This is a genomic window from Bradyrhizobium sp. KZN70725, from assembly GCF_055264925.1.
The window spans coordinates 188,146-211,853 of the sequence record NZ_JBUYWT010000001.1; the positions used below are offsets into that span (position 1 = coordinate 188,146).

At 65.8% G+C, this 23,708-nt stretch carries 25 protein-coding genes and 1 tRNA gene; 6 read left to right on the forward strand and 20 right to left on the reverse strand.

The features are described from left to right. Window positions 1-31 precede the first annotated feature (31 nt). The 9 genes from hydA to psrA form a co-directional block, all read right to left on the reverse strand. Window positions 32-1,438: a dihydropyrimidinase gene (hydA, locus tag ACZBJS_RS00970; RefSeq protein WP_316395070.1), complete on the reverse strand. Its 1,407-nt coding sequence runs from the start codon at window positions 1,436-1,438 to the stop codon at window positions 32-34. Then, window positions 1,438-2,202 carry an aspartate/glutamate racemase family protein gene (locus ACZBJS_RS00975; RefSeq protein WP_316395072.1) on the reverse strand — a complete coding sequence of 255 codons (765 nt, stop codon included), beginning with the start codon at window positions 2,200-2,202 and terminating at the stop codon, window positions 1,438-1,440. Before ACZBJS_RS00975 ends, hydA begins: the two co-directional genes overlap by 1 nt. Continuing rightward, a complete protein-coding gene (locus tag ACZBJS_RS00980) occupies window positions 2,199-3,005 on the reverse strand; it encodes a GntR family transcriptional regulator (protein ID WP_463438265.1) in 807 nt (268 codons plus the stop codon). Before ACZBJS_RS00980 ends, ACZBJS_RS00975 begins: the two co-directional genes overlap by 4 nt. 15 nt (window positions 3,006-3,020) lie before the next feature. Then, window positions 3,021-3,797 carry a maleate cis-trans isomerase family protein gene (locus ACZBJS_RS00985; protein ID WP_076834556.1) on the reverse strand — a complete coding sequence of 259 codons (777 nt, stop codon included), beginning with the start codon at window positions 3,795-3,797 and terminating at the stop codon, window positions 3,021-3,023. Between the two features lie 52 nt (window positions 3,798-3,849). Further along, window positions 3,850-5,154 (reverse strand): MFS transporter, encoded by a 1,305-nt coding sequence (locus tag ACZBJS_RS00990; protein WP_057020831.1) that lies wholly within the window; start codon window positions 5,152-5,154, stop codon window positions 3,850-3,852. A 441-nt stretch (window positions 5,155-5,595) separates the two neighbouring features. After that, a complete protein-coding gene (locus ACZBJS_RS00995; protein WP_141342698.1) occupies window positions 5,596-6,912 on the reverse strand; it encodes an MFS transporter in 1,317 nt (438 codons plus the stop codon). Between the two features lie 86 nt (window positions 6,913-6,998). Next, on the reverse strand, window positions 6,999-8,447 hold the full coding sequence (gene phnY, locus ACZBJS_RS01000; protein ID WP_316395077.1) for a phosphonoacetaldehyde dehydrogenase: 1,449 nt from the start codon (window positions 8,445-8,447) through the stop codon (window positions 6,999-7,001). 26 nt (window positions 8,448-8,473) lie between these two features. Beyond that, on the reverse strand, window positions 8,474-9,721 hold the full coding sequence (gene phnA / locus ACZBJS_RS01005; RefSeq protein WP_371852169.1) for a phosphonoacetate hydrolase: 1,248 nt from the start codon (window positions 9,719-9,721) through the stop codon (window positions 8,474-8,476). A 25-nt stretch (window positions 9,722-9,746) separates the two neighbouring features. Beyond that, on the reverse strand, window positions 9,747-10,877 hold the full coding sequence (psrA, locus tag ACZBJS_RS01010) for an iron-containing alcohol dehydrogenase PsrA (protein ID WP_316395079.1): 1,131 nt from the start codon (window positions 10,875-10,877) through the stop codon (window positions 9,747-9,749). 80 nt (window positions 10,878-10,957) lie between these two features. On the opposite strand from psrA, the gene ACZBJS_RS01015 reads away from it, so the two are divergent. Next, entirely contained in the window at window positions 10,958-11,866 is a 909-nt protein-coding gene (locus ACZBJS_RS01015; RefSeq protein WP_057020835.1) for a LysR substrate-binding domain-containing protein, read from the forward strand. Here ACZBJS_RS01015 and ACZBJS_RS01020 read toward each other — a convergent pair. From ACZBJS_RS01020 to ACZBJS_RS01035, 4 genes are read right to left on the reverse strand one after another with little or no spacing between them, the layout of a single operon-like run. Then, entirely contained in the window at window positions 11,835-13,001 is a 1,167-nt protein-coding gene (locus ACZBJS_RS01020) for an MFS transporter (protein ID WP_316395081.1), read from the reverse strand. The two genes, ACZBJS_RS01015 and ACZBJS_RS01020, sit on opposite strands and share 32 nt — an antisense overlap. Beyond that, entirely contained in the window at window positions 12,998-13,420 is a 423-nt protein-coding gene (arsC, locus tag ACZBJS_RS01025; RefSeq protein ID WP_316395082.1) for an arsenate reductase (glutaredoxin), read from the reverse strand. The genes ACZBJS_RS01020 and arsC overlap by 4 nt, the downstream gene beginning before the upstream one ends. After that, the gene (locus ACZBJS_RS01030) at window positions 13,417-14,103 is read right to left on the reverse strand and encodes an aquaporin (protein ID WP_463438288.1); all 687 of its coding nucleotides are present in this window, start codon (window positions 14,101-14,103) and stop codon (window positions 13,417-13,419) included. The genes arsC and ACZBJS_RS01030 overlap by 4 nt, the downstream gene beginning before the upstream one ends. Continuing rightward, the gene (locus ACZBJS_RS01035) at window positions 14,103-14,462 is read right to left on the reverse strand and encodes an ArsR/SmtB family transcription factor (protein WP_057020839.1); all 360 of its coding nucleotides are present in this window, start codon (window positions 14,460-14,462) and stop codon (window positions 14,103-14,105) included. Before ACZBJS_RS01035 ends, ACZBJS_RS01030 begins: the two co-directional genes overlap by 1 nt. Before the next feature lie 49 nt (window positions 14,463-14,511). Here ACZBJS_RS01035 and ACZBJS_RS01040 point away from each other — a divergent pair, with 49 nt between their 5' ends. Beyond that, window positions 14,512-15,039, forward strand: coding sequence for a DUF6428 family protein (locus ACZBJS_RS01040; RefSeq protein ID WP_076831204.1), 528 nt, complete (start codon window positions 14,512-14,514; stop codon window positions 15,037-15,039). A gap of 772 nt (window positions 15,040-15,811) precedes the next feature. Here ACZBJS_RS01040 and ACZBJS_RS01045 read toward each other — a convergent pair. Together ACZBJS_RS01045 and mgtE are read right to left on the reverse strand one after the other, a co-directional pair. Next, window positions 15,812-16,132: a helix-turn-helix domain-containing protein gene (locus tag ACZBJS_RS01045; protein ID WP_028343385.1), complete on the reverse strand. Its 321-nt coding sequence runs from the start codon at window positions 16,130-16,132 to the stop codon at window positions 15,812-15,814. Window positions 16,133-16,258: 126 nt separating this feature from the next. Next, a complete protein-coding gene (mgtE, locus tag ACZBJS_RS01050) occupies window positions 16,259-17,680 on the reverse strand; it encodes a magnesium transporter (protein WP_076831207.1) in 1,422 nt (473 codons plus the stop codon). Between the two features lie 84 nt (window positions 17,681-17,764). Between mgtE and ACZBJS_RS01055 the strand changes: the two genes are divergently transcribed. Then, window positions 17,765-18,580: a polysaccharide deacetylase family protein gene (locus tag ACZBJS_RS01055; protein ID WP_057020842.1), complete on the forward strand. Its 816-nt coding sequence runs from the start codon at window positions 17,765-17,767 to the stop codon at window positions 18,578-18,580. A 96-nt stretch (window positions 18,581-18,676) separates the two neighbouring features. Next, the gene (locus tag ACZBJS_RS01060; protein ID WP_141342694.1) at window positions 18,677-20,056 is read left to right on the forward strand and encodes a polysaccharide deacetylase family protein; all 1,380 of its coding nucleotides are present in this window, start codon (window positions 18,677-18,679) and stop codon (window positions 20,054-20,056) included. A 6-nt stretch (window positions 20,057-20,062) separates the two neighbouring features. Here the strand turns inward: ACZBJS_RS01060 and ACZBJS_RS01065 are convergent, their stop codons facing one another. From ACZBJS_RS01065 to ACZBJS_RS01075, 3 genes are all read right to left on the reverse strand, one after another. Beyond that, on the reverse strand, window positions 20,063-20,437 hold the full coding sequence (locus ACZBJS_RS01065; RefSeq protein ID WP_316395086.1) for a hypothetical protein: 375 nt from the start codon (window positions 20,435-20,437) through the stop codon (window positions 20,063-20,065). Between the two features lie 250 nt (window positions 20,438-20,687). Continuing rightward, window positions 20,688-20,772, reverse strand: a tRNA-Leu gene (locus ACZBJS_RS01070). Window positions 20,773-20,865: 93 nt separating this feature from the next. Further along, the gene (locus tag ACZBJS_RS01075; RefSeq protein ID WP_021080574.1) at window positions 20,866-21,111 is read right to left on the reverse strand and encodes a FliM/FliN family flagellar motor switch protein; all 246 of its coding nucleotides are present in this window, start codon (window positions 21,109-21,111) and stop codon (window positions 20,866-20,868) included. 60 nt (window positions 21,112-21,171) lie between these two features. Between ACZBJS_RS01075 and lipB the strand changes: the two genes are divergently transcribed. Further along, window positions 21,172-21,900 carry a lipoyl(octanoyl) transferase LipB gene (gene lipB, locus ACZBJS_RS01080; protein WP_057020854.1) on the forward strand — a complete coding sequence of 243 codons (729 nt, stop codon included), beginning with the start codon at window positions 21,172-21,174 and terminating at the stop codon, window positions 21,898-21,900. A gap of 3 nt (window positions 21,901-21,903) precedes the next feature. Here lipB and ACZBJS_RS01085 read toward each other — a convergent pair whose 3' ends face one another. Further along, window positions 21,904-22,329 (reverse strand): tautomerase family protein, encoded by a 426-nt coding sequence (locus ACZBJS_RS01085; protein WP_057020855.1) that lies wholly within the window; start codon window positions 22,327-22,329, stop codon window positions 21,904-21,906. A gap of 115 nt (window positions 22,330-22,444) precedes the next feature. On the opposite strand from ACZBJS_RS01085, the gene ACZBJS_RS01090 reads away from it, so the two are divergent. Then, window positions 22,445-23,302, forward strand: a complete 858-nt coding sequence (locus ACZBJS_RS01090; RefSeq protein WP_057020856.1) for a LysR family transcriptional regulator — start codon at window positions 22,445-22,447, stop codon at window positions 23,300-23,302. Between the two features lie 18 nt (window positions 23,303-23,320). Here ACZBJS_RS01090 and ACZBJS_RS01095 read toward each other — a convergent pair whose 3' ends face one another. Next, entirely contained in the window at window positions 23,321-23,683 is a 363-nt protein-coding gene (locus tag ACZBJS_RS01095; RefSeq protein WP_143271108.1) for a hypothetical protein, read from the reverse strand. Between the last annotated feature and the right edge of the window lie 25 nt (window positions 23,684-23,708).

Below are 23,708 nucleotides of genomic sequence, written 5' to 3' on the forward strand. Positions count from 1 at the left end.
TCTCTCTTTGCTTGTTACGGATTTGGTCGCGTTACGGAATGGCCTTCGGCGGCTTGGCGCGGGGCAGATAGGTGCCGTGGTCCTTGCCGCCAATGAGCGTACCGTTATCGACGACGACCTTGCCGCGCACCATGGTCAGCACCGGCCAGCCCGTGACCTCGAGCCCCTCATAGGGCGTGTAGTCCGCGCCGTCGTGGATCAACTCGTGACGGATCGTCACCTTGCGCTTCGGGTCCCACAGCGCGATGTCGGCATCCGAGCCGACCGCGATCGTACCCTTGCGCGGATAGAGGCCGTAGATCTTGGCATGGTTGGTGGCGCTGAAGGCGACGAAGCTGTTGAGGTCGATCCGCCCCTTCACCACGCCTTCGGAGAACAGGATCGGCAGCCGCGTCGCCACGCCCGGGATTCCGTTTGGCACCCAGCGGAAGCTGGTACGTCCCTTCGGCGCAAGCTTGCCCTGCGGGTCGTCGTAACGGAACGGACAATGGTCCGACGAAAACACCGAAAACACCTTCTGCTGCAGACCTTCCCAGCAGGCCTGCTGGCTGGCGACGTCGCGCGGCGGGGGCGAGCAGACGTATTTTGCGCCTTCCATGTTGAGCTGATCGAGATCCTTTTCGGTCAGCATGAGGTATTGCGGACAGGTCTCGCCCATGACCCGCAAGCCCCTTTGCTGCGCGCGCCGGATTTCGTCCATCGCCTCGCGGTTCGAGACATGCACGATCATGATCGGCACGTCGACGAGCTCGGACAGCGAGATCGCGCGATGGGTGGCCTCGCGCTCGACCGGGATCGGCCGCGAAGTCGCATGGAAGCGCGGCGCGGTGTTACCGGTCCGTTCGAGCCGGTCGGTCAGGAAGCGGATGGCGTCGAAATTCTCCGCATGCACCATCAGCATGGCGCCGGTCTCGCGCGCGACCGACATGGTCTCGAGCAACTCCCGGTCCGACAGCGCGAGGCCTTCATAGGTCATGAAGACCTTGAGCGAGGTGTAGCCGTCCTCGACCAGGGCCGGCAGCTCCTGGCCCAGCACATGCTCGGTCGGATCGGTGAGGATGAGATGGAAGGCGACGTCGACATGGCACTCGCCTTCGGCCAGCGAATGGTAATGCTTCAGCGCCTCGCGCAGGGTCTGGCCCTTCTCCTGCAGACAGAACGGCAGCACGGTGGTGTTGCCGCCGAAGGCCGCCGATCGCGTGCCGCTGGCAAAACCGTCGGCCATTACGATGCCGTCGCCGGACGGCTGGGCGAAGTGGACATGGCTGTCGATGCCGCCGGGCAGCACCAGGCGGTCGGTGGCGTCGATGATCGTGACTGCATCGCCGAGATCATGGCCGAGCGCCGTGATCTTGCCGCCGCGGATACCGACGTCGCAGGCGAAGGTGTCGGCCGCGGTCACCACGGTGCCGCCGCGGATAATGGTGTCGAAGGACATCAGTTTGTTCCCTCCTTCGGTGAGCGGTGTTCGATGATTGCGGCGAGTGGCTCGGCCAGCCCGCGCGTCGGCTTCGGATCGGGACGGCGGAAGGTGCCGGCCACCGCCTTGCGCGGCTTGAGCACGGCGAGCGTCTCCGCCTGCCGCACCGCCGCCGCGACCGGATCGACCACCGGCACCGGAATGCGGTCGCGGATTTTTGCCGCGAGTCCAGCAAGCGGTGCGCCCGACAGAATGACGACGTCGGCGTTGTCCTGATCGACCGCACGGTTGGCGAGCGCGACCAGCAGCTCCTCCTTCTCGGCCTGCACCTCCGAGATCGACTGGAAATGACCGTCAAGCGTGCGAATGCCGGCGCAGCGCGAGCTCAGCCCGTGCATGGCGACGCATTCCTCGTACCAGGGCGCCAGCGCGCCGGCGAAGGTGACGATACCAAACCGGCGGCCGAGCATGCAGGCCGTGAGCATCGCAGCTTCGGCCAATCCCACGACGGGGAAGGCGAACAGCTCACGCGCGCCGAACAGGCCGGGATCGCCGAACGCCGCGATGACAGCGGCATCGACGCCGGGGCCGGCTTCGGCCAGCATCTCCAGCGCGATCGCACCACCGATCTGGGCCTCGGCGCGGGTGGCGATATAAGGCACGCCGCGCGCGGCGGTGAGCGGCACGAGCTCGGTGCCGGCCGACGCCGCCTTGCTGCCGGCGGCATGGAGCAGATCCGTCACATCAGCCGTCGTGTTGGGATTGAGCAGCAGGATCTTCATGGCGCAACGTCCCTCGTCTTGCGGCCGCGTGGCCTTGCCGGTGCCTCCGGTGCCGCGGCGTCGTCCGCCTTGTCGTTCATTGCCTTGGCATCCAGCGTCTCGGCGACGATCTCGCCGGTGCGGCGCACGTGGTGGGCCAGTATCTGCCCGGCCCGGGCCGCATCACGCGCCTTCAGCGCCGACAAAATCTCCTGATGCTCTTGCACCGATTCATCCCAGCGGCTGAGCACCGACAGCGCGAAGAAGCGCGCCCGCTCGGCCCGCGCCAGCAGCGCCTCGTGCGTCGCCTTCAACACGGCATTGCGGGCGAAGCCGACGATCGCCGAATGGATCTGCTGATTAACTTGAAAATAATCGCGCAGCTCGCCGCGGCCGTGATGCCATTCGATCTTGTCCTGCAGCGCCGCGAGCCGTTCGAAGTCGTCCGGCTCCATGCGCAGCGCGGCGAGCTCGGCGGCGCAGCGTTCGATGCCGCTGACGGCCTCGAACAGTTCGGCGAGCTCGGCGCGGCGGAACGGCGCCACCACGGCGCTGTGGTTGAGCCGCAGCTCGACCAGGCCCTCGCTCGCCAATTGCTTCAGCGCCTCGCGCAGCGGCGTGCGCGAGACGCCGAGCGCGTCGGAGAGGTCCGCCTCCCCCAGCGATTGCCCCGGCGCCAGCTCGCCGCGCACGATCATGGTGCGCAGCCGCGTCGCCGCCTGCTCGTGCAGCCCAACCCGCGGCACGCGCAGACGGCGCCGTTGCAGCGCGGTCATCGCGCGCTTGGGTTCCTTGTTACGTCTGGTCGCCTTGGGTTCAGTCACCGCTTGCCTTCACTGTCATGATTGGAGATCGCGCCCTCCCACGTGGATCGCGGCGGCCGCGCGCAGATCGGGGTTCGAGAACAGGCTGCCCCAGCCCTGCACGCGCGACGGATCGCAGCCGGCCGCGGCAAGGCATGCCCACAGTGTCACCGCAATCGAATCCAGCACCGGGACGCCAAATCCGCGCTCCAGCCGCTCGGCCGCGCCGGCGCCGCGCATGTTGGTACAGAGCACGACGGCGGCATCGCAGCCCTCGCGCACCACCTCCTCGATCAGCCGCGCGACCTCGGCCTCGCTGACCTCGGCAAAGGAGAAATTGTCCTGCAGCGACAGATGCCGCTCGGCAAAACAGTGCAGCCCCTGCGAATTCCAGTTGGCGACGATCCGCTCCTGCACGTCCTTGCGATACGGCGTCACCAGCCCGATGCGGCTGGCGCCGATCCGCCGCAACACGTCGCGATAGGCCAGCACCGTGGTACAGGCCTTGATACCCGTTGCCGCCGTGATCTCTTCGCACAGGCTCTCGTCGCGGTCGAAACCGAGCCAGCTTGCCGAGGTGCCATTCCAGGCGATGACGTCGACCTTGGCATGCGCCAGCAGCTCGGCCGCGCGAAGAATCTCGCTGGCGTCGAACTGGCGCAGCGCCTGCTCCGACAGCGCGATCTCGGTCACCTTGAAGCGCGAGAAATGCGCCGAGACGTCGTCGACGCCCGATAGCATCGCGCAGGTGATCGGCTCAAGCGCGGTATTCGACGACGGCGTCAGCATGCCGAGCCGGACGGGACGTGTCATTGGTGAGCCTCATCAAGCGGCCGAATCCTTGGCGGATTCGGCCGCATCCGTTTTAGACCGGGAGCTTGCGGCTGTAATCGATCAGGGTCGAGCAGATCAACAGCGCAATGCCCGCGGCGGCGAAATACATCAGGGCCAGGAAATAGGAGCCGGTGGCCTGCACGATGAAGCCGACGATCAGCGGCGTCGTGATGCCGGCGATGTTGCCGCCGAGATTCATGCAGCCGCCGAGGAAGCCGGACTTGCCGCGGCCCGCCAGCGCCGACGGAATCGCCCAGTACATGCCGCACCAGCGCAGGAAGAACAGCGTCGTCGACAGCAGCACCACGACCGCAACCGCGTTGGTGACGTAGGCGACGAGGAAGATCGACACCGTCGCCATGATCGCCGCGATGCCGAACAGCGTGCGGAACACGGTGTTAGGCGACCCTCCCCGCTCCCGCCAGTTATCGCCGATCCAGCCGCCGACCAGTTCGCCGACGAAGCCTGCGAAGAAGATGATGAAGGACGCGCCGCCCAGCGCCTTGATGTCGAAGCCGTGCACCTTGAACAGGTAGGTCGGCATCCAGGTCAGCAGCCCGTAGAACGTGGTGTTGAAGAACATCCAGCCGAGGCACATGCACCACACCGAGCGAAACCGGAAATACGCCATCCAGCTTGCGCCCGAAGACGGCGGCGTCGCCGCATCCTCGATCGCGTGCGCCTCCTCGAGATAGCGCGCCTCGGCTTCATTGACCGACGGATGCTCGCGCGGCACGTTGCGGATGTAGTACCAGGCCCACAGCCCGCACAGCATGGTGCCGACGCCGGCGATGACGAAGGCGACGCGCCAGGAGCTGAACGCCGCCATCAACCAGGCGATCACGATCGAGCCGAGCGCCGCACCAAGCGGTGCGCCGCCGTCCAGCAAGGTGGCGCCGCGGCCGCGCTCGGTCTGCGTCATCCAGATCGCGTTGAGCTTGCCGCCGGCCGGATAGATCGGCGCTTCCGACGCGCCGAGCCCGAGCCGGGTCAGCAGCAGCAGCATCCAGCTGGTCGACAGCGCCGCCAGCGCCTGGAAGAAGCCCCAGAACAGCGTCGCGAGCGCGATCACGATGCGCGGCTTGAAGCGATCGGCGAGCATGCCGCCCGGCACCTGCATCAGCGCATAGGTCCAGAAGAACGAGCTCAGGATCAGGCCCTGCATCGCCGGATCGATATCGAACTCCTTGGCGATGACCGGCATCGCGACCGAGAGCGAGGCGCGATCGATATAGTTGATCGAGATCAGGAACAGCATCAGCAGGAAAATCTTCCAGCGCACGCCTGAAGGCTTTGCCGCATCTGCCATTGCGATGGTGGACACCTGATCGCTCATTGCTCGCTCCTCCCGACAGATTGTTTTGCCCAGCCGCGCCCCTCGTCCTTGACGGTCGCTGGCCTCTCCTGCCCTGCGCGAAGTCTGCTTCAAGGCGGCCAAACCGACAAGCACATTTTGTATTCTGCATGCAATTCAATATATTTCATTGATATAAATCGATATTTTATCAATCTTGCGCTTCAATTGAGCAGCCGATGATCAGGAATTGGGCGTCAGGTCAGCCGCGCGAGGCAGGCGATTGCAGGGAATTGGCCCGGCGTCGCCGCTGCAACAATCGCCCGCCTCGGTGCTCTGCTCACTGCAAAAAGGAGCGTAGCCCGCATGAGCGAAGCGACATGCGGGGACAAAACCAGCCCCGGATATCGCTTCGCTCATTCGGGCTACGTAGGCACGGACAGCGGCGCCCCCGGGGCCGTTGCCCGGGACGCAGTGAGTGAGCTAGCGACGGATGAAGGCCGCCACCACCGCGCTGGAGGTCGCGCAGACAGCGACCACCAGGAACACCAGCGACGTCTGGTTATGCTTGTCCATGAAGTGGCCGATCATCGGCTCGCCGAGACCTGCGAACAGATAGGCGAAGAAATTCATCACCCCGGTCGCGGTCCCTGCCCGCTTGTGGCCGACCAGATCCGGGCACAGCGCCCAGAACGAGGATTGCGGGCCGTAGGTGAAGAAGCCGCACAGGAACAGCACCGTCATCCCGAGAACGATGTCCGAAGTCGGGATCGCGTACATGCACAGCGAGGTGACCGCGGCGAGCGCCATGTAGAGCACGATGGCGAGGTAACGGCGCGAGCCGAACACCTTGTCGGAGACCCAGCCATTGCTGAACGCGCCGACCGCCATGCCGACCGGCAGCGCGATGCTGATCCAGCGCGGATCGATCACCGAGGCGGCGCCGGCCTTGGCCCAGTTGCTGCCGAGGAAGTGCACGGGCACCCACACCAAGAGGCCGTAACGCGCCGCGTTCTGGAAGCCGATCGCGACGCCGGCGACCAAAAGACGCCAGTTCGACAGCACCGCCTTGTAGCGCGCCAGCGAGCCCTCATCGGCGCTGACCGCAGTTTCCGCAGAGGCGACATCGTCGGCCTCGTCATGCGGCGAGGCAAAGCCCATGTCCTCGGGCTTCTCGCGCGCGATCAGATAGAACGCGATGCCGCCGAGCAGCAGCAGCACCACCGGGATGCGGAAGATCCAGCGCCAGTCGAGCTGGAAGTAGCCGACCACGACCAGCGAGGTGACGAACGACAGCACCGAGGCAAGCCCCGCCGCGAATGTATAGAGCCCGTAGACCGTGCCGCGCTCGTGGCGGCCCCACCAGTTCGACAGCAGCCGGCTGCCCGGCGCCCAGCCCATCGACTGGAAATAGCCGTTGATGCCCCAGAACGCGGTGAGGCTGACGATCCCGGTCGAGAGGCTGGTGGCCCAGTTCATGATGAAGGAGAGGATCGCGCCGGCGCTCATCACGCGCCGGCCGCCGAACTTGTCGCCGAGATTGCCGTTGATCGCCTGCCCGACCGCGTAGCACCAGAGCAGCGCCGCGCTGGCCCAGCCCAGCGCCTCCTTGGTGACGCCGAACTCGGCCTGGATGCCGGGAATGGCGAAGCCGAAGGTTTGCCGCCCGGTGTAGAAGAACAGATAGCAGAACATCGCCGCGAACAGCATCCGCCACTGCGCGCGGCGGAACGATGTCGCAAGCTCCGGATTCTGGACTCCGACCGAGCCGACGCCCGACGGACTGAACGTGATCGACATTGAGGCCTCCCCTTTGTTTGGTTGATCGCAGTCGGCCGCCGCGTTGTTCTTGTTGTCCGCGTGCGGCCCTCGTCGAACGCGCTGCTCTAGACCGGCCAGGGCAGCGAATAGGTCTTGACGTTGGTGAAGCTCTTGATCGCCTCCTGCACGCCTTCCTTGTAGCCAAGGCCGGAATCCTTGATCCCGCCGAACGGCGACATCTCGATCCGGTAGCCCGGCACTTCCCAGATGTTGACGGTGCCGACGTCGAGCTCATTGACGAACCGCGTGATGTAGTCGAGCCGGTTGGTGCAGACGCCGGATGACAGGCCGAACGCGGTCGCGTTCGAGATCCGGATCACGCTGTCGATGTCGTTGGGCACGCGGATGATCGGGATCACAGGCCCGAACGTCTCCTGCATCACCAGCTCGCTGGTGTAGGGAATCCGGTCGACCACGGTTGGCGGATAGAGCGCGCCGTCGCGAGCGTTGCCGTGCAGCAGCTCGGCGCCGTCGGCGACGGCGGCATTGACGCGGCGCTCGAATTCCTTCGCCGCGCCCTCATGGATCACGGTGCCGACGTCGACCGTCGGGTCCATCGGGTCGCCGCATTTCAGCTTGCGCGCCTTCGTCAGCACCAACGCGGCGAAATCGTCGGCGACCGCCTCGACGCAGAGGATACGTTTCACGGCCGTGCAGCGCTGGCCGGAATTCTTGGTGGCGCCGGTCACCGCGAGCTCGGCCGCCTTGTCGAGGTCGGCGTCCTCCATCACGATCAGCGGATCGTTGCCGCCGAGCTCGAGCACCAGGCGCTTGTAGCCCGCTTTATTGGCGATGTGCTTGCCGACCCTGACCGAGCCGGTGAAGGTCACGAGATCGGCGTCCGGATCGGTGATCATCGCATCGCCCATCGAATGCGGATTGCCGGTCACCACCGACAGCATTTCCGGCGGCAGCCCGGCCTCGTACAGCACGTCGGCGAGCGCGAGCGCGGTCAACGGCGTAAGCTCGGTGGGTTTCAGCACCACGCGGTTGTTGGTCGCGATTGCGGGGGCGATCTTGTGGCTCACCATGTTGAGCGGATGGTTGAACGGCGTGATCGCCGAGATCGCGCCGAGCAGCGGGGTGCGCGTCGTGAAGATCTTGCGCGCCTTGCCCTGCGGGCTGATGTCGCAGGAGAACGTCTCGCCGTCGTCCTTGATCGCGAGCTGGCCGGCAAACGAATAGACGTCATAGGCGCGCCCGGCCTCGTAGAGCGAATCCTTCCAGCACAGGCCGGACTCGGCGGTGATGAGCCGCGCGAATTCCTCCTTGCGCCCGGCCAGGATCTCGGCGGTGCGCAGCAGGATGCGCTGGCGCTCGTAGCGCGTCAGCTTCGGCTTGAACGCGGCCGCCCTGGCGAAGGCGCTGCGCACATGCTCCGGCCGCGCCGCCGGCACGGTGCCAACCACCTTGTTGGTATAGGGATTGAAGACCTCGACATGCTCGTCGGTGTCGACGAGGCTGCCTGCGATCCGCATCTGCTCGTGGCGAACGGCCGGGCTCTGGATGTTCATGGCACTGTCCTTGGGGTCCGAATGCGTCACTGGATGCGGTTGAGCGCGACGTCGAAGGCGTCGAAATTGCGCAGGGCGTGACCGGCGGGCAGCGCGATCCTGCGGTTGGCGATCAGCGGCACCCGCTCCTCGGTGAGCCCGCCATGCGAGCGCAGCGGCTCGGTCAGGCCCGAGAGATCGTGACGGGACTCGCTGGTGCCGAGCACCTTGTGCCTGGTCGAGATCACGACGATGTCGCCGATCCGGTCCGGCGGCAGCTCGAACCTGGCGCAGGCCTCCTTGCGCGTCAGCGCGACCTCGATGCCGCCGGTCGCACGCAGCCGCGACAGCAGCGTGTCGACGTTGGCGCCCTCCGGCGTGTAGATCGTCGCGAACGAGCCGAGCGAGCCGTGATGCGCGACATAGGGATCGGTGATCGGCAGGATCACGCGTGCGGCGCCCGTACCGGTCCAGTCGTCCATGACGTCCTGGAGGTAGATCACGTCGGGCTTGCCGTCGGGCAGGAACTTGTCGTTCATGCCGTGGTCGGCGGTCGCCACGATGTTGCAGCCGAGCGCATCCAGCTTCGCAAGATAGCCGTCGATCATCGCGTAGAAGTCGTTGGCGATCTTGGTGCCGAGCCCGACCTTGTGCTGGATGTAGTCGGTGGTCGACAGGTACATCAGATCGGGACGGTAACGCTCGACCAGCTTGACGCCGGCCGCGAACACGAAGCGCGACAGATCGGCCGAGTAGACCTCGGGCAGCGGCAGGCCGACGAAATCGAGCACATCATCGATGCCGTTCGCCGCCCTGGTGGCCTGGTCGGCCTTCTCGGACGAGAAGGCGATGGCGCGGCCGCTGGAATAGTCCAGACCGTACGCAAGCAAGGTGCGCAGCTTGTCCTTGGCGGTGACGGCGGCTACCTTGTAGCCGGCGTCGTGGACACCGGCGAGGATGGTCGGTGCGCGCAGGAACTTCGGATCGTTCATCATGACTTCGGCGTTGTTCGCCGTGTCGTAGAAGTAGTTGCCGGCGATGCCGTGCACCGCGGGCGGACGTCCGGTGATGATCGAGAGGTTGTTCGGATTGGTGAAGCTCGGGATCACGCTGGCGGCATGGACGTGCGCGCCCTCCTTCATGAAGCGCGCGAAGGTCGGCGCGACGCCGGCCTCGATCGCCCGCTCGATATAGCCGGGCTCCGAACCGTCGAGGCAAATCACGACGGTTGGCCGCGTCGGCGCCTCGTAGTCGCGCCCGTTCACGGTGATGGTTTTACGATTGTCTTGCATGATGCCTCTCCTCGTCACTGCGCCGTCGTCACGCGTTCGCCGCGCTCGGCATCCGCTGCGTCTGCGCTGCCTCGATCAGCCGTTCCTTTGACCCTAAGAAGTTGCGGCCGCGCTCGCCCTCCAGCGAGTCCGCGATCAGCGCGTGCCATTCGGCGCGCTCGATCCTGTAGGCGGCCGGATTGCAGGAGATGCCGAGCCGCGCCATGAAGTCCTCGAGATCGTCGGCCGCGCGGGCCAGGTCGGCGCCGAAGATCTGCCTCAAGCTGTCCTCGCAGAGCCCGCCCGCCCCTTTGACGCTGCGCAGCACCATCGGCAGCGAGAACGAGCAGGCGATGCCGTGCTGGACGCCGTGCCGCAGCGTAATCGGATAGGACAGCGAATGCGCGATCGCGGTCTTGGTGTTGGAGAATGCCAGGCCCGCGAACAGCGCCGCCAGCGCCATGCGGCTGCGCAGCTCGAGATTGCCGAGGTCGTTGGCGAGCTTCGGCAGCACCTCGAGGATGCTGCGTGCCGCGGCCACCGCGTGGTTGGCCGACACCGGATTGTTGTTGACGTTCCAGATGCTCTCCAGCGCATGCGACAGCGCGTCGAGCCCGGTGCTGACGGTCAGAAGCTGCGGCTTGCCGAGCATCAGGCGCGGATCGATCACGGCATGGGTCGGATAGAGCGACGGACGCGCCAGCGAGTATTTCTTGCCGTTGGCCTCGTCCCACACCGTGCCCCAGCAGGTCACCTCGCTGCCGGTGCCCGCGGTGGTCGGCACCGCGATGATCGGGATCGCCGCGAGGCGCTCGGCACCCTGCTGCGTCTCCAGATAGGTTTTGACGGTCGCGAAGTCGCCGCCGGCGGCCGCGAACACCTTGGCGGAGTCGATCACCGAGCCGCCGCCGAGCGCGACGATCACCTCGGGCTGCCTCGCGGGCCCGGCAAAGCGCGCGGTCTGCTCGGTAAGCAGGCGGTAGTCCGGATTGGGCGCGACGTCGCGAATGGTCAGGACAGACGGTCCCGCCGCGGCGCGCAGCCGCCGCTCGAGCTCGTCGAAGATCGGCTCGCCATAGGTCACGAGCGCGTAGGCGCGCTTGCCGATCAGCCCCGGCAGCTTGTCGAAGCTGTCGGCTCCGAATTCGATCCTCACCGGGTTGGAATAAGTCCAGTCCATCCGCGCGTCCTCCGTTTGGCGCGAAGGTACGGCGCCGGCTGCTATTGACAAATTCATTCTACGGATGCGTTCTATTGATTATGTCAATAGTGTTCAGCCAGCTTCGCGCCTTCCACGCGGTCGCCACCCATGGCGGCTTCACCGCGGCCTCGCGCGTGCTCAACGTCGGCCAGCCGACATTGACCATCCAGGTCAAGGAGCTGGAGGAGAGCTACGGCGTCGAGCTTTTGATTCGGAAGCCGCGGCATACCGAGCTCACCGAGGCCGGCGCCGCGCTGTTCGAGATCACCCGCGGCATCATGACGTTCTGCGACGAGGCTCACGACCTCCTGGCCGCGCACGGCAAGGCGACCAAGGGCCATCTGCGGGTCGCGACCGTCGGGCCGTTTCATGCCACCGAGATCATCGCGGCGTTCAAGCGCGATCATCCGGAGGTGCAGATCTCGACCCTGCTCGGCAATTCCGAACGCACCTTCCGCCACATCGTCGACTTCGAGGCCGACGTCGCGATCCTGGCGGAGGTGCCGGAGGATCCGCGCGTCACCATGATCCCCTACCGCACGCACCGCGTGATCGTGTTCGTCAACCGCGACCATCCCTGGTTCAAGCGCAAGTCGGTCAGGCTGCGCGAGCTGGCCGACCAGCCCATCGTGCTGCGCGAGCGCGGCTCGACCACGCGGCGCGCGTTCGAGGCGACGATGCAGGCCGAGGGCATCAGGATCGAACCGGTGTTCGAGATCGAGAGCCGCGAGGGTGTGTGGAAGGCGGTCGAGCGCGGCCTGGGCATTAGCGTCGTCGCCGACTTCGAATTCGTGCCGCATCCCAATCTGCGCGCGCTGGAGATCAGCGACCGCACCATCAAGACCCAGTACAGCATCGCGCATCACAGCGGACGCGGCCATTCCCCAATCATCAAGGCGTTCATCGACACGGTCCGGCGGATGAAGGGGCGTGATGCTACCGCGAGGGGGTCTTCGGCCCGGCCTTGAGTGCGAACAGCGCCAGCAGCGCGGCCAAGCTCAGAGCCGATGTGACCGCAAGCGTGTAGCCACCGAGCGGCGAGATCAGGAATCCGAATATGAGGGGCGCGAGGGCTTGAGACAGTCGCGACGGCGCGCCGAGCAGTCCCAGGCGGTAGCCGTAATCCTTCGGACCGAATATCGCCAGCGGCAGCGTGCCGCGCGCGATGGTCAGGATGCCGTTTCCGGCACCGTGCAACAGCGCGAACACCCCCGCGAAGCCACCGCCGAACAGGCCGATGACGCAGGCGCCCAAGGGATGTGTGATGCAGGCCAGGCGCGCTGACCAGAGCGGATGGAAGCGCTTCAGCAGGCTCGCTTCGACAATGCGTGCCGCCACCTGCGCCGGGCCGATCAGTGCGCCCGCCGCGATCGCCTGCGCCTGCGTCGCACCGAGCGACTCCAGAATTCGCGGCAGATGAACCGCCATCGCCGACGTCACGCTCCAGGCGGCGGCGAAGGCAAAGGCGAGCAACACCATGGCGCGGTCGATGGCAATGTGCGGCTTCGGCGTGTCGGCCGCGATCCGATGCTCCCGTTTCAGCTTGGGGATCAGGAGGCCGTTGAGCGGCAAACAGATCAGGATGTGCGCCGCAGCCCAGCCGAAACAGGTCCAGCGCCAGCCGATGGTTGCGAGCCCCCACGCGCTCAGCGGCCAGCCGATCGTGCTGGCAAAGCCCGCGATCAATGTAATGCCGGTGATGGAGCGACGGGCGGCGTTGCCGTAAATGCGCCCGAGCGCCGCGAAGGCGGCATCATACAGGCCAAGGCCCATGCCGACGCCGAGCAATAGCCAGCTCACCGCCATCAGCACGCCGCCCTGCGACAGCCCGAGCAGGATCAGCCCCGACGCCAGGATGAGGTTGGACGCGCAGAGCACTTCGCGTCCGCCCATCCGGTCGATCTGGCGGCCGACGCGCGGGCCGAGCAGCCCGGAGATCACGAGCGCCATCGAGAACGCGGCGAACAGCCAGTTCGTCGAGATACCGAGGTCCCGCGCGATCGGATCCGCGAGGATGGCGGGCAGATAATAGCTCGACGCCCAGGCAAGGGTTTGCGTGGTCCCGAGCGCAACGATCAGGACGTTGTCTGCACGGCGGCTCATCCGGCGCGCGCACCCGGCGTCCTGGGCGGGACCACTTCTCCGTCCTCCTTGACGAATTGGCCAATGTCAGTGGCGAGAAGTTCAAGCACAGCCTCGGACGGCCGGCACAGTTTCACGCCGTTCGGCGAGACCACGATCGGCCGATTGATCAGGATCGGATGCGCGATCATGAAATCGATCAACTCGTCGTCGCTCCATTTCGGATTGGCAAGGTCGAGCGCTGCATAAGGCGTGCCTTTCTCGCGGAGCAGCGCGCGAGGCGTCATGCCCATGGCCTTGATCAGGGAGACCAGCGTGTCGCGCGCGGGCGGCGTCTTGAGATACTCGACGATCTCCAGCTCCTCCCCGCTTTGGCGGATCATGGCCAGCGCGTTGCGCGACGTCCCGCAAGCGGGATTGTGGTAAATCGTGATCGTCATCGGATTGCTTCCATCTTCGTTTCGCTCTGCCGCAGGAGCCACGTCATCAGCGCCAGCGCGGCCATCGCCCCCAGAATCTCGGCGACGATGAATCCCGGCAGGTCCTGCGCGCGGATACCGGAAAACGTATCGGTGAATGATCGCGCGATGGCAACGGCCGGGTTGGCGAAAGACGTGGAGGCGGTGAACCAGTAGGCGGCGGTGATGTAGAGCCCGACCAGCCATGGGATAGCGGCCTCGCGAAACCGCACGCCACCGATGATCGTTGCAACCAGTCCGAACGCGGCAACGAATTCCGCAAACCACTGCGGGAACCCGGTCCTCGCCTTGGCGGAGAACTTCAGGAGCGGCAGGCCGAACATGGCATGCGCGATCATCGCACCCAGGACTCCCCCGAGCACCTGCGCCGCGACGTACTGCGCGGCGTGCGGCGGGCGGAGCTCGCCCTTGAGCGTGAACACTAGCGTCACCGCCGGATTGAAATGCGCGCCGGATATCGGTCCAAGGATCGTGATCAGCACCACCAGGATGGCACCGGTCGGCAGCGTATTGCCGAGCAGCGCCAGGGCCACGTCCTTGGTCAGGGTTTCTGCCATGATGCCGGAGCCGACGACGGTCGCGACCAGAAGCAACGTGCCGAGACATTCCGCCACAAGGCGCCGTGGCAGATCGAAATCGCGCATCACGCACGCGCCTTCTTCTTGCTGGTGGAAGGCTTGCACTGGGCGGCGGCGAGCGCCGGCGCGCAGATCTCCGGGTGGCCCGCGCAGCAATCCTTCATCAGGAAGGCGATGAGGTCACGCAAACCGGTGAAATCCGCCGAGTAGATGATCGAGCGCGCCTCGCGGCGCGGCACGATCATGCCGGCGTGCTCGAGGTCCTTCAGATGGAACGACACGTTGGATGGCGACACCTCGACCGCCTCCGCAATCGCCCCCGCGGCCATCCCCTCGGGACCCGCCTGGACCAGCAGCCGCACGATCCGCAGCCGCGTTTCCTGCGACAACGCGGCGAAGGCGGTTCGGGCTTGACGCTCCTCCATCTTTCGATAATCCTACAATTCAACAATCGTTGAAATGAGGATAACAGCCATGGACACGCTTGCCAATACCCGTTCGATCGTCGGCGCCCTGCTTCCGGTGGAAGAGCTGTCATCCGCGGCCCTCCTTTCCGGCCTTGAGGCGCACAAGGAGAAACCGCTGATCTTCAGCTACGACGGCCGGGACGTCCGCCCCAGCTACCACGTGACCGAAGTCAAGACCGGTTCGTTCAGGGCGCTCGATTGCGGCGCGAACCCGGAGAGCTGGAGCGAGACCTTCATTCAGCTCTGGGACATCGAGGAGGAAAACCGCGGTCACATGCCGGCCGGAAAATTTCTTGCGATCATCCGCAAGGTCGACGAGGCCGTCGGCTTCGACCCGCAAGCCCGGCTGACGTTCGAGGTGAGCGACGGTGTTCGGCCGATGCAGATCTATCGCGCCGAACGCATGGATGCCGGCGACGCGGCGATCCGCGTCTATCTCTCGGCGCGTCCGTCGAGCTGCAAGCCGCGCGACCGATGGCTCCAGGACCAGCAGTTCTGCTGCGCACCGAAAGCCAAACAGCCGTGCTGCGGGTGATGGATGCTTGAACGCCTGATATGGCCAGACGTGTCACGCGGATTGGCGCTCGCGGCAAGACTGCCCGGAAATTGCCGATCACTGAGTTGCCCGACAGGTCAAGCCTCCGAAGCAAAAATATTTCGCTTTATCCGAAGCGCAACTCAGTGTATGAATAACGCGTCTCACCCGATCGAGGGGCGCTGCGCATCGTCACGGGTGTTGCGGTGAGATGCGGTGGACGCGGCAAGCGCAACTGACGGGTGCGCATGATGCGGACGGCGAAATCGTGCAGGCCTGACGCCCTAGCGGCAGGTGTCCTCTCGCAAAGTGCGCAAGCGTTTGCGAGGGCGGCGACAAAAAAGCCCAGTCTCGCCGGGGAGAGCACGTATAAGCCGTAACCCATCGCGCAGGGAAAGCCGGGTTGTTTCCGGTTACACCTGTGGTCCTACCCCCGAGCTTTCTACCTTTTGCTCGGGGCCCATGGGTGCGATCGGCACCCGGCTTTCCCTGCGCCCTCTGTTCAAGAGAGGGCGGAACAAAAAGCAAGCTCGGGCAGATCATGTCGCGAGGACGCGGAAGCTTGATTCACAGCTCGCGCAACACGCTCGCTGTCGTCCCTGCGAAAGCAGGGACCCATAACCACAGATCGGCATTGTTGCGGGACGGTCGAACGAACGAGTCCCGTTCACAACACGGGCCGCGGAGTATGGGTCCCTGCTCCCGTGCGCAATTGCGCACTAGGCAGGGACGACACCGAGATTGCAGCGATGATAGAGCGCGCCCTACCCGCTCAAGCCGCCGTCGGCTCGCTCGACAGCGCGGCGAACACCGTCTCCGGCGAATGGGCGATCACGGCGAGCAGCGCGCGGGCGGGTCCACGCGGCGCGCGCTTGCCCTGCTCCCAGTTGCGGATGGTTTCCACCGGCACGCCGAGCTTGGCGGCGAATTCGAGCTGGGTGAGCTGGGCCCGGCGGCGCAGATCGCGTACGGCCGGCTGCGCTGCCGCAGGCTGCATCGCCGCCTGGTCGGGATGTGCGGGCACGAGCGGGATTTCCTGCCCGTCGCGCAATTCGACGATCCGTCCGTCCGCCTTGAGCCGCAACCGCTGCATGATGGCCCCCGTGATGGCCCCTTGGAGATAGCGGCATCATCGATGAAGCGCGTTAAGTTCGGATTAACGATAAGCGGCCCGGCGCGGCTCGCGCCCGGACCATGCGCCGCCCTGCCCGCGAGCGCGTTACTTGAGGCCGAACCACAGCGTGGCGATGCCGAGGAAGGAGAAGAAGCCGACCACGTCGGTGACGGTGGTGACGAAGGTGCCGGAGGCGACCGCGGGGTCAGCCCGCACCCGTTCCAGCACCATTGGGATCAGGATGCCGCCGAGCGCGCCGGCCACCAGATTGCAGATGATCGCAAGCCCGATCACGATGCCGAGGCCGGGGATCTTGAACCAGGCCACCGCGGCGACGCCGGTGATGACGGCAAAGGCGATGCCGTTGACGAGCCCGACCATGGTCTCGCGCAGCACCACCCGCATCGCGTTGTACGGGCCGAGCTCACGGGTGGCGAGCGCGCGCACCGCGACCGTCATGGTCTGGGTCGCGGCATTGCCGCCCTGGCTCGCCACGATCGGCGCCAGCACCGCAAGCGCCACCATCTTCTCGAGCTGGCCCTCGAACAGACCGAGCACCGACGAGGCCAGGAACGCGGTGGCGAGATTGACTAGGAGCCAGTTGAAGCGACCGCGGGCGATGGTCCACACCGTGTCGGACAGCTCTTCGTCGCTGGTGACGCCGCCGAGCGCCTTCAAGTCTTCGTCTGCCTCCTCCTCGATCACGTCGACGACGTCGTCGATGGTGATCACGCCGACCAGCCGGTCGATGGTGTCGACCACGGGAGCTGCGACCAGGTTGTACTTGCCGAACATCCGCGCGACCTCTTCCTGGTCCTCCAGCGCGGAGACCCGGCGGCGGTCCTCGTCGATCAGGTCCTTGATCGGAACCGGGCGGCGCGTGCGCAGCAGCACGTCGAGCGGCACCGCGCCCAGCAGGTGCTTGTCGGCATCGACCACATATATTTCGTAGAAGCGATCCGGCAGATCCGGCGTGTCGCGCATATAGTCGATCGCCTGCCCGACATTCCAATCCGGCGGCACCGCGATGAACTCGGTCTGCATCCGCCGGCCGGCGGAATTCTCCGGGTACAGCAGGCTCCGCTCGATGTCCTCGCGCTCGGCCGCCGGCAGCTTTTCCAGGATCTCTTCCTGGTCCTCCTCGTCGAGGCTCTCCAGGAGCTCGACGGCGTCGTCGGATTCGAGCTCGCGGACGCCCTCGGCAACCGTCTCCGGCTCGAGTTCCTCGAGGATCTCCTCGCGGACCGTCTCGTCGACCTCGTTGAGCGCCGAGAAGTCGAAATCGGTGCCGGTGATCTCGACCAGGGTGACGCGGTCGACCGGCTCCAGCGCCACGATCAGGTCGCCGAGATCGGCCTCGTGCAGTTCCGCCACCACCTCGCACAGCAACGGCCGGTCGGCGGCGTGGATGGCCCGGGTGATCGCCGCGACGAATTCGCCGCGGAGCTCGCCCTCCTCGTCCCGCATCGGCATCCGGGCCAGCGGATCGGCCTCGGCGGGTTCGGCAACGTCGAAATTCTCGGCCATGCCGTGTTTCGCCGGTTTGACAGGAGGGGAAAAACTGGTTGGATGAGTGCGGAACGGATTACCTAATCGGTGGGGCCCAGTGCAATGAGAAAGATGTCGAGCGCACCGCGACCGCTCCGGAAGGCTTTCGCGGCGCTGGTCGCGCTCGCGCCTGTTGCACTGTTCGGCTCGGCGCACGCCGCCGAATGCCAGCGCAAGGACGCGCTCGGCACCTCACGTGTACTCGAGGTCGACCCCGCGACCTATCCGCGCGTCGGGCTGAAGAGCTTTCCGCAGACCCTGCCGCTCAGGGATGGCGAGGTCGTGCTGACCTTCGACGACGGACCGACGCCGGGGGTCACCGACAAGGTGCTGACGGCGCTGGCGGCCGAATGCGTGCAGGCAACCTTCTTCATGGTCGGCCGCAACGCGGCCGATCATCCCGATATGGTCCGCAAGATCGCGCGCCTCGGCCACAGCATCGGCTATCACAGCTGGGACCATCCGCATCTCAACAAGCTCCCGCTGGATCAGGCCGAGGCGAACATCAACCGGGGGATCGAAGCGGTCCAGAAGGCCCTGCGCGGCACCGCAAGCACGGTCCCGAGCACGCCATTCTTCCGGTTCCCCTATTTCGAATCGACACCCGCCCTGCTGGACCATCTGGAAAAGCGCGGTATCGCGGTGTTCGGAGCCGATTTCTGGGCCAGCGATTGGAACAAGATGACCCCCGAGGAGGAACTCAAGCTGCTCACCGGGCGGCTCGAAGGCCACCGCAAGGGAATTATACTGCTGCATGACCCGCAAATGCGGACAGCCGAGATGCTGCCCGCCTTCTTGAGGTACCTGCAGGAGCATAAATACCACGTCGTCCACATCGTCCCGGCGGCGCTGAAAACCGTGTCCGACCGGACACATTGAACCCGGGACGCTAGGTGGATTACAGACCGTTAAGGCGGCATTCATGGCGCCGCACCTAAGGATTCGTCAGTGCGTTTGGAATGCGGCCGAGATTCGATGATTGCAAACGTCCTGGTGATGATCCGGAAGCGGTCGCGGACCGTGGTCCGCGCAGCGCTGCTGGGCTGCGGCTTGATGACGCCGTACGCGGCCCTCGCCGCAGACTGCCCTAACCCCAACGCACTCGGCACCTCGCGGACCCTCGTCGTCGATCCCAAGGAGCATCCCCGGATCGGCACCATGCAGTACCCGGAGACCTTGCCGCTCGCCGATCACGAAGTGGTACTGACCTTCGACGACGGGCCGCTACCTAAATATAGCAACCAGGTGCTGGCCATTCTCGCCAGCCAATGCGTCAAGGCGACCTTCTTCACCATCGGCTCCCAGGCCCGGTTCAATCCGGAGGGCGTGCGCAAGCTGATCGCGGCCGGACATACCGTCGGCACGCACAGCCAGAACCATCCGCTGACGATGAACAAGATGTCGCTCGAGAAGGTGCGGCAGGAGGTCGACGACGGCATTGCCTCGACGCTCGCAGCCCTCAATGGCGACAAGAGCAAGCTCGCGCCGTTCTTCCGGATTCCCGGCCTGATGCGCGCCGAGATCCCGGAGGCCTATCTGGCGTCCCAGGGCATCCAGGTCTGGAGCGCCGACTTCCCCGCGGACGACTGGCGCCACATCTCGCCGCAGCGGGTCTATGACCTCGCGATCCAGCGGATCGAAGCCAAGCGCAAGGGCATCTTGCTGCTGCACGACATCCAGCCGCGCACCGTTGCGGCGCTGCCGCGCATCCTCAACACGCTGAAGGAGCGCGGCTACCGGATCGTTCATGTCGTGCCCGCAACGCCCGATCGCCCGGCGACGCCGACCCAGCCGCAGCAATGGTACCTGCATCCGCCGACCGAGACGGTGGCGACCACGCGCTGGCCCAGGATTCCGAACTTCGTCTTCACCGCGACGCGGACGCTGCCTGCCCCGGTGCTTGCCGACATGGATTGGCGCGATGCCGACATCCTCGACCACGCACAGCGCACCCGGGTCGCGATGCCCGTCCGCACGCTGTGGCCGCAGCCCCAGCTTGCGCGGTTCGCATCCGTCCCGACATTGCCGGTCCCGGCGCCCGACGTGTTCCGCGTTCCCGAAGCGCTCGACCTGACCCTGCTCGCAGCCCGATCGGCGGCCAATCGCCGCCTCGTGCAGCGTGCGACAATTGGCGTTGGCGTATCGCGCGCGCAGGCGTTCTCCGCGCGCCAGGCCAGGCATCCGAAGCAGGCTGCGCATCAGGCGCCCGGCCCGGCGCACGGCCGAGGCCACGGCGCGCCCTTGCATGTCGTGCCGCCGGCTGCCGACAACGCGTCAGTCCACGTCGCCAATAATGTGAAGAAGCGCACGCCGCGCGCCGAGGCGGCGGCGGCCGGCAAGCGCGTGCCTGATTGACGTGATCTAGCTGGCCACGATCTTGGCGACGCAGAGCAGGATCACCAGCGCCAGGAACAAGATATCGATATAGGATTTGATCTCGCCGGCATGCCTGAGCACGGTGACATCGGCGACGATCTGCCTGCGCGAGGCGACAGCATTTGGCCCCTCGCCGGCCGCCGCGGCGAGCCGTCGCGTCTCGCCCTCCAGGCGCTCGATGCGCTGGAAGAAATAGAACGAGCGCAGGCCGGAAAAGGCGTGCATCGCCGCATAGACCAGGACCAGAATTGCGACCGTCGCGCGCTGCTCGTACTTCTCCAGAAGGTTCAGCGTGAAATAGACCAGCCCCAGGAACACGAAGTTGGAGACCACACGGTAGACGTAGCTCGCAAAGATCATCAGGCGCTCCGGTAAGGCAAGCTTGCAGCCGCGCGATTGGGGGAAAGCGGTCGGCTTCGGTCGGCAACACCAAACCGGTAAGGCCATGCATCCGCGAATCTACCTGACCGGTGTTACATGACCGCATCGACCTGCACCTCCACGTCACCCGCCTGCACTCGTCGGACCTGCCCCCGGAGGCACGGGCCGGCATAGCCGGCGAGCGGCCATGCTCCGAAAAGTCCAGCGATTTCAAGGATCAGCTGAGGTGTGGTGCGCTCGGAGGGACTCGAACCCCCACGGTGTTACCCACTGCCACCTCAAGGCAGCGCGTCTACCAATTCCGCCACGAGCGCTTGGGATACCGGATGGAACCCCGAAGGCACCGCCGGATCGACGGGGCCATGTAACAAATCACGGATGCAGGGACAAGGCGATTAATGCGGGAATTAACTGCGAACCCCGGGAGATTTCGGCAGCATTTGCTTGACCTCGACCGCAATCCGGTTGCGGTCGACTAGGACCACCCCGCTGGCCACCGGCAGGTTGTTGGCGAGGATCTTGACCTCGTCGGCCTCGGTGGCATCCAGTTCGATGATGGCACCGCGGGATAGCCGCATGACCTGGTGAATCGGCATCGTGGTGGTGCCGAGGACCACCATGAGATCAACGCTGACTTTATCGAGGGTGGGCACTTCTGAACCGCCGAACGGGAACTAGATTGTGGGTTCACCTGACCACGTTAGGGTTAGCTAATGGTTAACGACCGCCAGAGCCTCGATTTGACGACCTTTGCGCGCCCTTCGGGCGGCGAAGCGGTCGAATGGCGGATTTCCGACCGCGCGGTGCCCTACCTCGATTCGCTCGCCGCAATGGACGAGCGGGTAGTGAACATCGCGACGGGCGCGGCCCCCGAACTGGTATGGCTGCTGGAGCACCCGCCGCTCTATACCTCCGGCACCAGCGGCAAGGCCGACGATTTGCTCGCGCCGCGCTTTCCGACCTTCCAGAGCGGCCGCGGCGGCCAGGTCACCTATCACGGCCCGGGCCAGCGCGTCGCCTATGTGATGCTCGACCTCAAGCGGCGCCGGCCCGATGTGCGCGCCTATGTCGCTTCGCTGGAGGAATGGATCATCCGCACGCTGGCCGCCTTCAACGTCCGCGGCGAGCGCCGCGAGGACCGCGTCGGGGTCTGGGTGCGGCGCCCGGACAAGGGACCGGGCCATGAGGACAAGATCGCCGCGATCGGCGTGCGGCTGCGCCGCTGGGTCTCCTTCCACGGCATCGCGATCAATGTCGAGCCTGATCTTGCGCACTTCCAGGCCATCGTGCCCTGCGGCGTGGTCGATCCGCGCTATGGCGTCACCTCGCTGCTCGATCTCGGACTGCCGGTCACGATGGCCGATGTCGACATCGCGCTCCGGCAGGCATTTGCCGAGGTGTTCGGCGACACCGCAGCGCGCCTGCCGGAAGCGACGTCATAGGCTTCACGCCGCCTTCTGCGGCGCGACCTCGAGCTTCCCGGCGATGTAGCGGCGCTCCTGGGTAAGGCCGCCGAAGCCGTAGGCGTCGCCCTTCACCTCGTCGACATGGGCGTAGCTCTCGGTATGCAGCGGCCCGAGCAATTCGCCCATCCGCTTGAACAGCGCCGCGAGATAGGCCGCCTTCTCGTCCTTGGTGTTGGTGCCCTCGGTGACGTGGATGTCGAGCCAGTAGCTCGCAAGCCCCTGCTCGGCGAGCGACTTGCCGCCTGCGAACCAGTCGCCGGCATCAGCCGACCTCACGATAACAGCGGTGACCTTCGGATCCTTGTGCAGAATCCGTGCGGTCAGGTCCGACACGGCGGCGGCGATGTCGGACTTCAGCGACGGCCTCTCGCGCGAGGTCGCGTAGGTGACGGTGATGAGCGGCATGATCGGTCTCCTTGAATCCGGTTGGCGCGGGTCAATTGCGCCTCCTCTAGCTAGACCTTCGCGCATCATCTTGGTATCTTATCTAGATTAATAACAATGATAACAATCTTTGATCATGACCGCCACGCTCGATATCGACACCGTGCAGGCCTTCCTCCTCGTCGCCGAGCTGCAAGGCTTCACCCGCGCCGCCGAGGCGCTTGGCACCACGCAGGCGGCGATCAGCATGAAGTTGCAGCGGCTCGAAACGGTGCTGGGCAAGCGGCTGGTCGAGCGCTCGCCGCGCGCGGTGCGGCTGACCGCCGACGGCGCGGCCTTCCTGCAGCACGCCCGCGCGCTGATCGAGGTGCATGATCGCGCGCTGGCCGGCGAGAAACCGGCGCGGCAGCAACTCACGCTCGGGATCAGCGATCACGCCGCGGGCCCGGAGCTGGTACCGCTGCTGGAGCGGCTGCACGCGATGGCCTCCCAGCTTGCCCTCTCCGTGACCATCGGCTTCTCGCGCGAAATGCTCGACGCTTATGATGGCGGCGAGCTCGACGCCGTGATCGTGCGCCAGGAAGGCAGCCGGCGCGGCGGCGAGAAGCTGACCGAGGACGAATTCGGCTGGTTCGCCGCCAAACGCTTCGTCTGGCCGCGCGGCGATGCGCTGCCGCTCGCGACCCTGGCGCCGCCCTGCGGCGTGCGCGCCCTCGCCGTGCGCGCGCTTGACAAGGCCGGCATCGCCTGGACCGAAAGCTTCGTCGGCGGCGGCGTCACCGCGGTGGTGGCGGCCGCGCTTGCAGGGCTTGCCGTCGCGCCCCTCGTCCGCCGCATCGCGCCGCCGGGCCTGGTCGATATCGGCCCTGCCCACAAGCTGCCGCGGCTCGGCACGTCGAAGGTGATGCTGCATTCGAAAGTCAGCGATCCCGCCAAGCTCGCGGCACTCAGGACGCTGGCCGCGACGTTTCGGAGCGTGGCGTCTGCGGCATAGGTTGAACATCGTAGCGGTTCACATCGAGTCTTCGCCTGCCGCCAGTTCGCACATGACGAACCAGTAGGTCAGGCCGGCGACAAACCCGGCCACGACGAACAGGCAAACCAGTCCGGATGTCCAGACAGCCGGGGATCGTAGAAGGACAGTGATGCTCAACGCACCGATCGCCGCGCCTGCGCAGGCGAAAAATCCCGCGGCTCGGATATGGAACTCCTCGGTGAACCAGACGACGATCGCCGTGGGAATTGCTGTGAGCAGACAAGTGATGACGAAGATCGCGGCCGACGGAAGCAGCATCACGACGATGCCGTAGAGCAGCCGCGCGACATCGCCGTGCGACGTCATCATCACAATGGTCTGACCGACGGCGGAAATCACCGCAGTCGCCGCGCCACAGCCCGCA

Excerpts from the sequence above, each read along its gene's own strand:
- hydA (WP_316395070.1), bottom strand. The coding sequence starts at position 1,438 with ATGTCCTTCGACACCATTATCCGCGGCGGCACCGTGGTGACCGCGGCC.
- ACZBJS_RS00975 (WP_316395072.1), bottom strand. The coding sequence starts at position 2,202 with ATGAAGATCCTGCTGCTCAATCCCAACACGACGGCTGATGTGACGGAT.
- ACZBJS_RS00985 (WP_076834556.1), bottom strand. The coding sequence starts at position 3,797 with ATGACACGTCCCGTCCGGCTCGGCATGCTGACGCCGTCGTCGAATACC.
- ACZBJS_RS00990 (WP_057020831.1), bottom strand. The coding sequence starts at position 5,154 with ATGAGCGATCAGGTGTCCACCATCGCAATGGCAGATGCGGCAAAGCCT.
- ACZBJS_RS00995 (WP_141342698.1), bottom strand. The coding sequence starts at position 6,912 with ATGTCGATCACGTTCAGTCCGTCGGGCGTCGGCTCGGTCGGAGTCCAG.
- phnY (WP_316395077.1), bottom strand. The coding sequence starts at position 8,447 with ATGAACATCCAGAGCCCGGCCGTTCGCCACGAGCAGATGCGGATCGCA.
- psrA (WP_316395079.1), bottom strand. The coding sequence starts at position 10,877 with ATGGACTGGACTTATTCCAACCCGGTGAGGATCGAATTCGGAGCCGAC.
- ACZBJS_RS01015 (WP_057020835.1), top strand. The coding sequence starts at position 10,958 with ATGTCAATAGTGTTCAGCCAGCTTCGCGCCTTCCACGCGGTCGCCACC.
- ACZBJS_RS01020 (WP_316395081.1), bottom strand. The coding sequence starts at position 13,001 with ATGAGCCGCCGTGCAGACAACGTCCTGATCGTTGCGCTCGGGACCACG.
- arsC (WP_316395082.1), bottom strand. The coding sequence starts at position 13,420 with ATGACGATCACGATTTACCACAATCCCGCTTGCGGGACGTCGCGCAAC.
- ACZBJS_RS01030 (WP_463438288.1), bottom strand. The coding sequence starts at position 14,103 with ATGCGCGATTTCGATCTGCCACGGCGCCTTGTGGCGGAATGTCTCGGC.
- ACZBJS_RS01035 (WP_057020839.1), bottom strand. The coding sequence starts at position 14,462 with ATGGAGGAGCGTCAAGCCCGAACCGCCTTCGCCGCGTTGTCGCAGGAA.
- ACZBJS_RS01040 (WP_076831204.1), top strand. The coding sequence starts at position 14,512 with ATGGACACGCTTGCCAATACCCGTTCGATCGTCGGCGCCCTGCTTCCG.
- ACZBJS_RS01045 (WP_028343385.1), bottom strand. The coding sequence starts at position 16,132 with ATGCAGCGGTTGCGGCTCAAGGCGGACGGACGGATCGTCGAATTGCGC.
- mgtE (WP_076831207.1), bottom strand. The coding sequence starts at position 17,680 with ATGGCCGAGAATTTCGACGTTGCCGAACCCGCCGAGGCCGATCCGCTG.
- ACZBJS_RS01055 (WP_057020842.1), top strand. The coding sequence starts at position 17,765 with ATGAGAAAGATGTCGAGCGCACCGCGACCGCTCCGGAAGGCTTTCGCG.
- ACZBJS_RS01060 (WP_141342694.1), top strand. The coding sequence starts at position 18,677 with ATGATTGCAAACGTCCTGGTGATGATCCGGAAGCGGTCGCGGACCGTG.
- ACZBJS_RS01065 (WP_316395086.1), bottom strand. The coding sequence starts at position 20,437 with ATGATCTTTGCGAGCTACGTCTACCGTGTGGTCTCCAACTTCGTGTTC.
- lipB (WP_057020854.1), top strand. The coding sequence starts at position 21,172 with ATGGTTAACGACCGCCAGAGCCTCGATTTGACGACCTTTGCGCGCCCT.
- ACZBJS_RS01085 (WP_057020855.1), bottom strand. The coding sequence starts at position 22,329 with ATGCCGCTCATCACCGTCACCTACGCGACCTCGCGCGAGAGGCCGTCG.
- ACZBJS_RS01090 (WP_057020856.1), top strand. The coding sequence starts at position 22,445 with ATGACCGCCACGCTCGATATCGACACCGTGCAGGCCTTCCTCCTCGTC.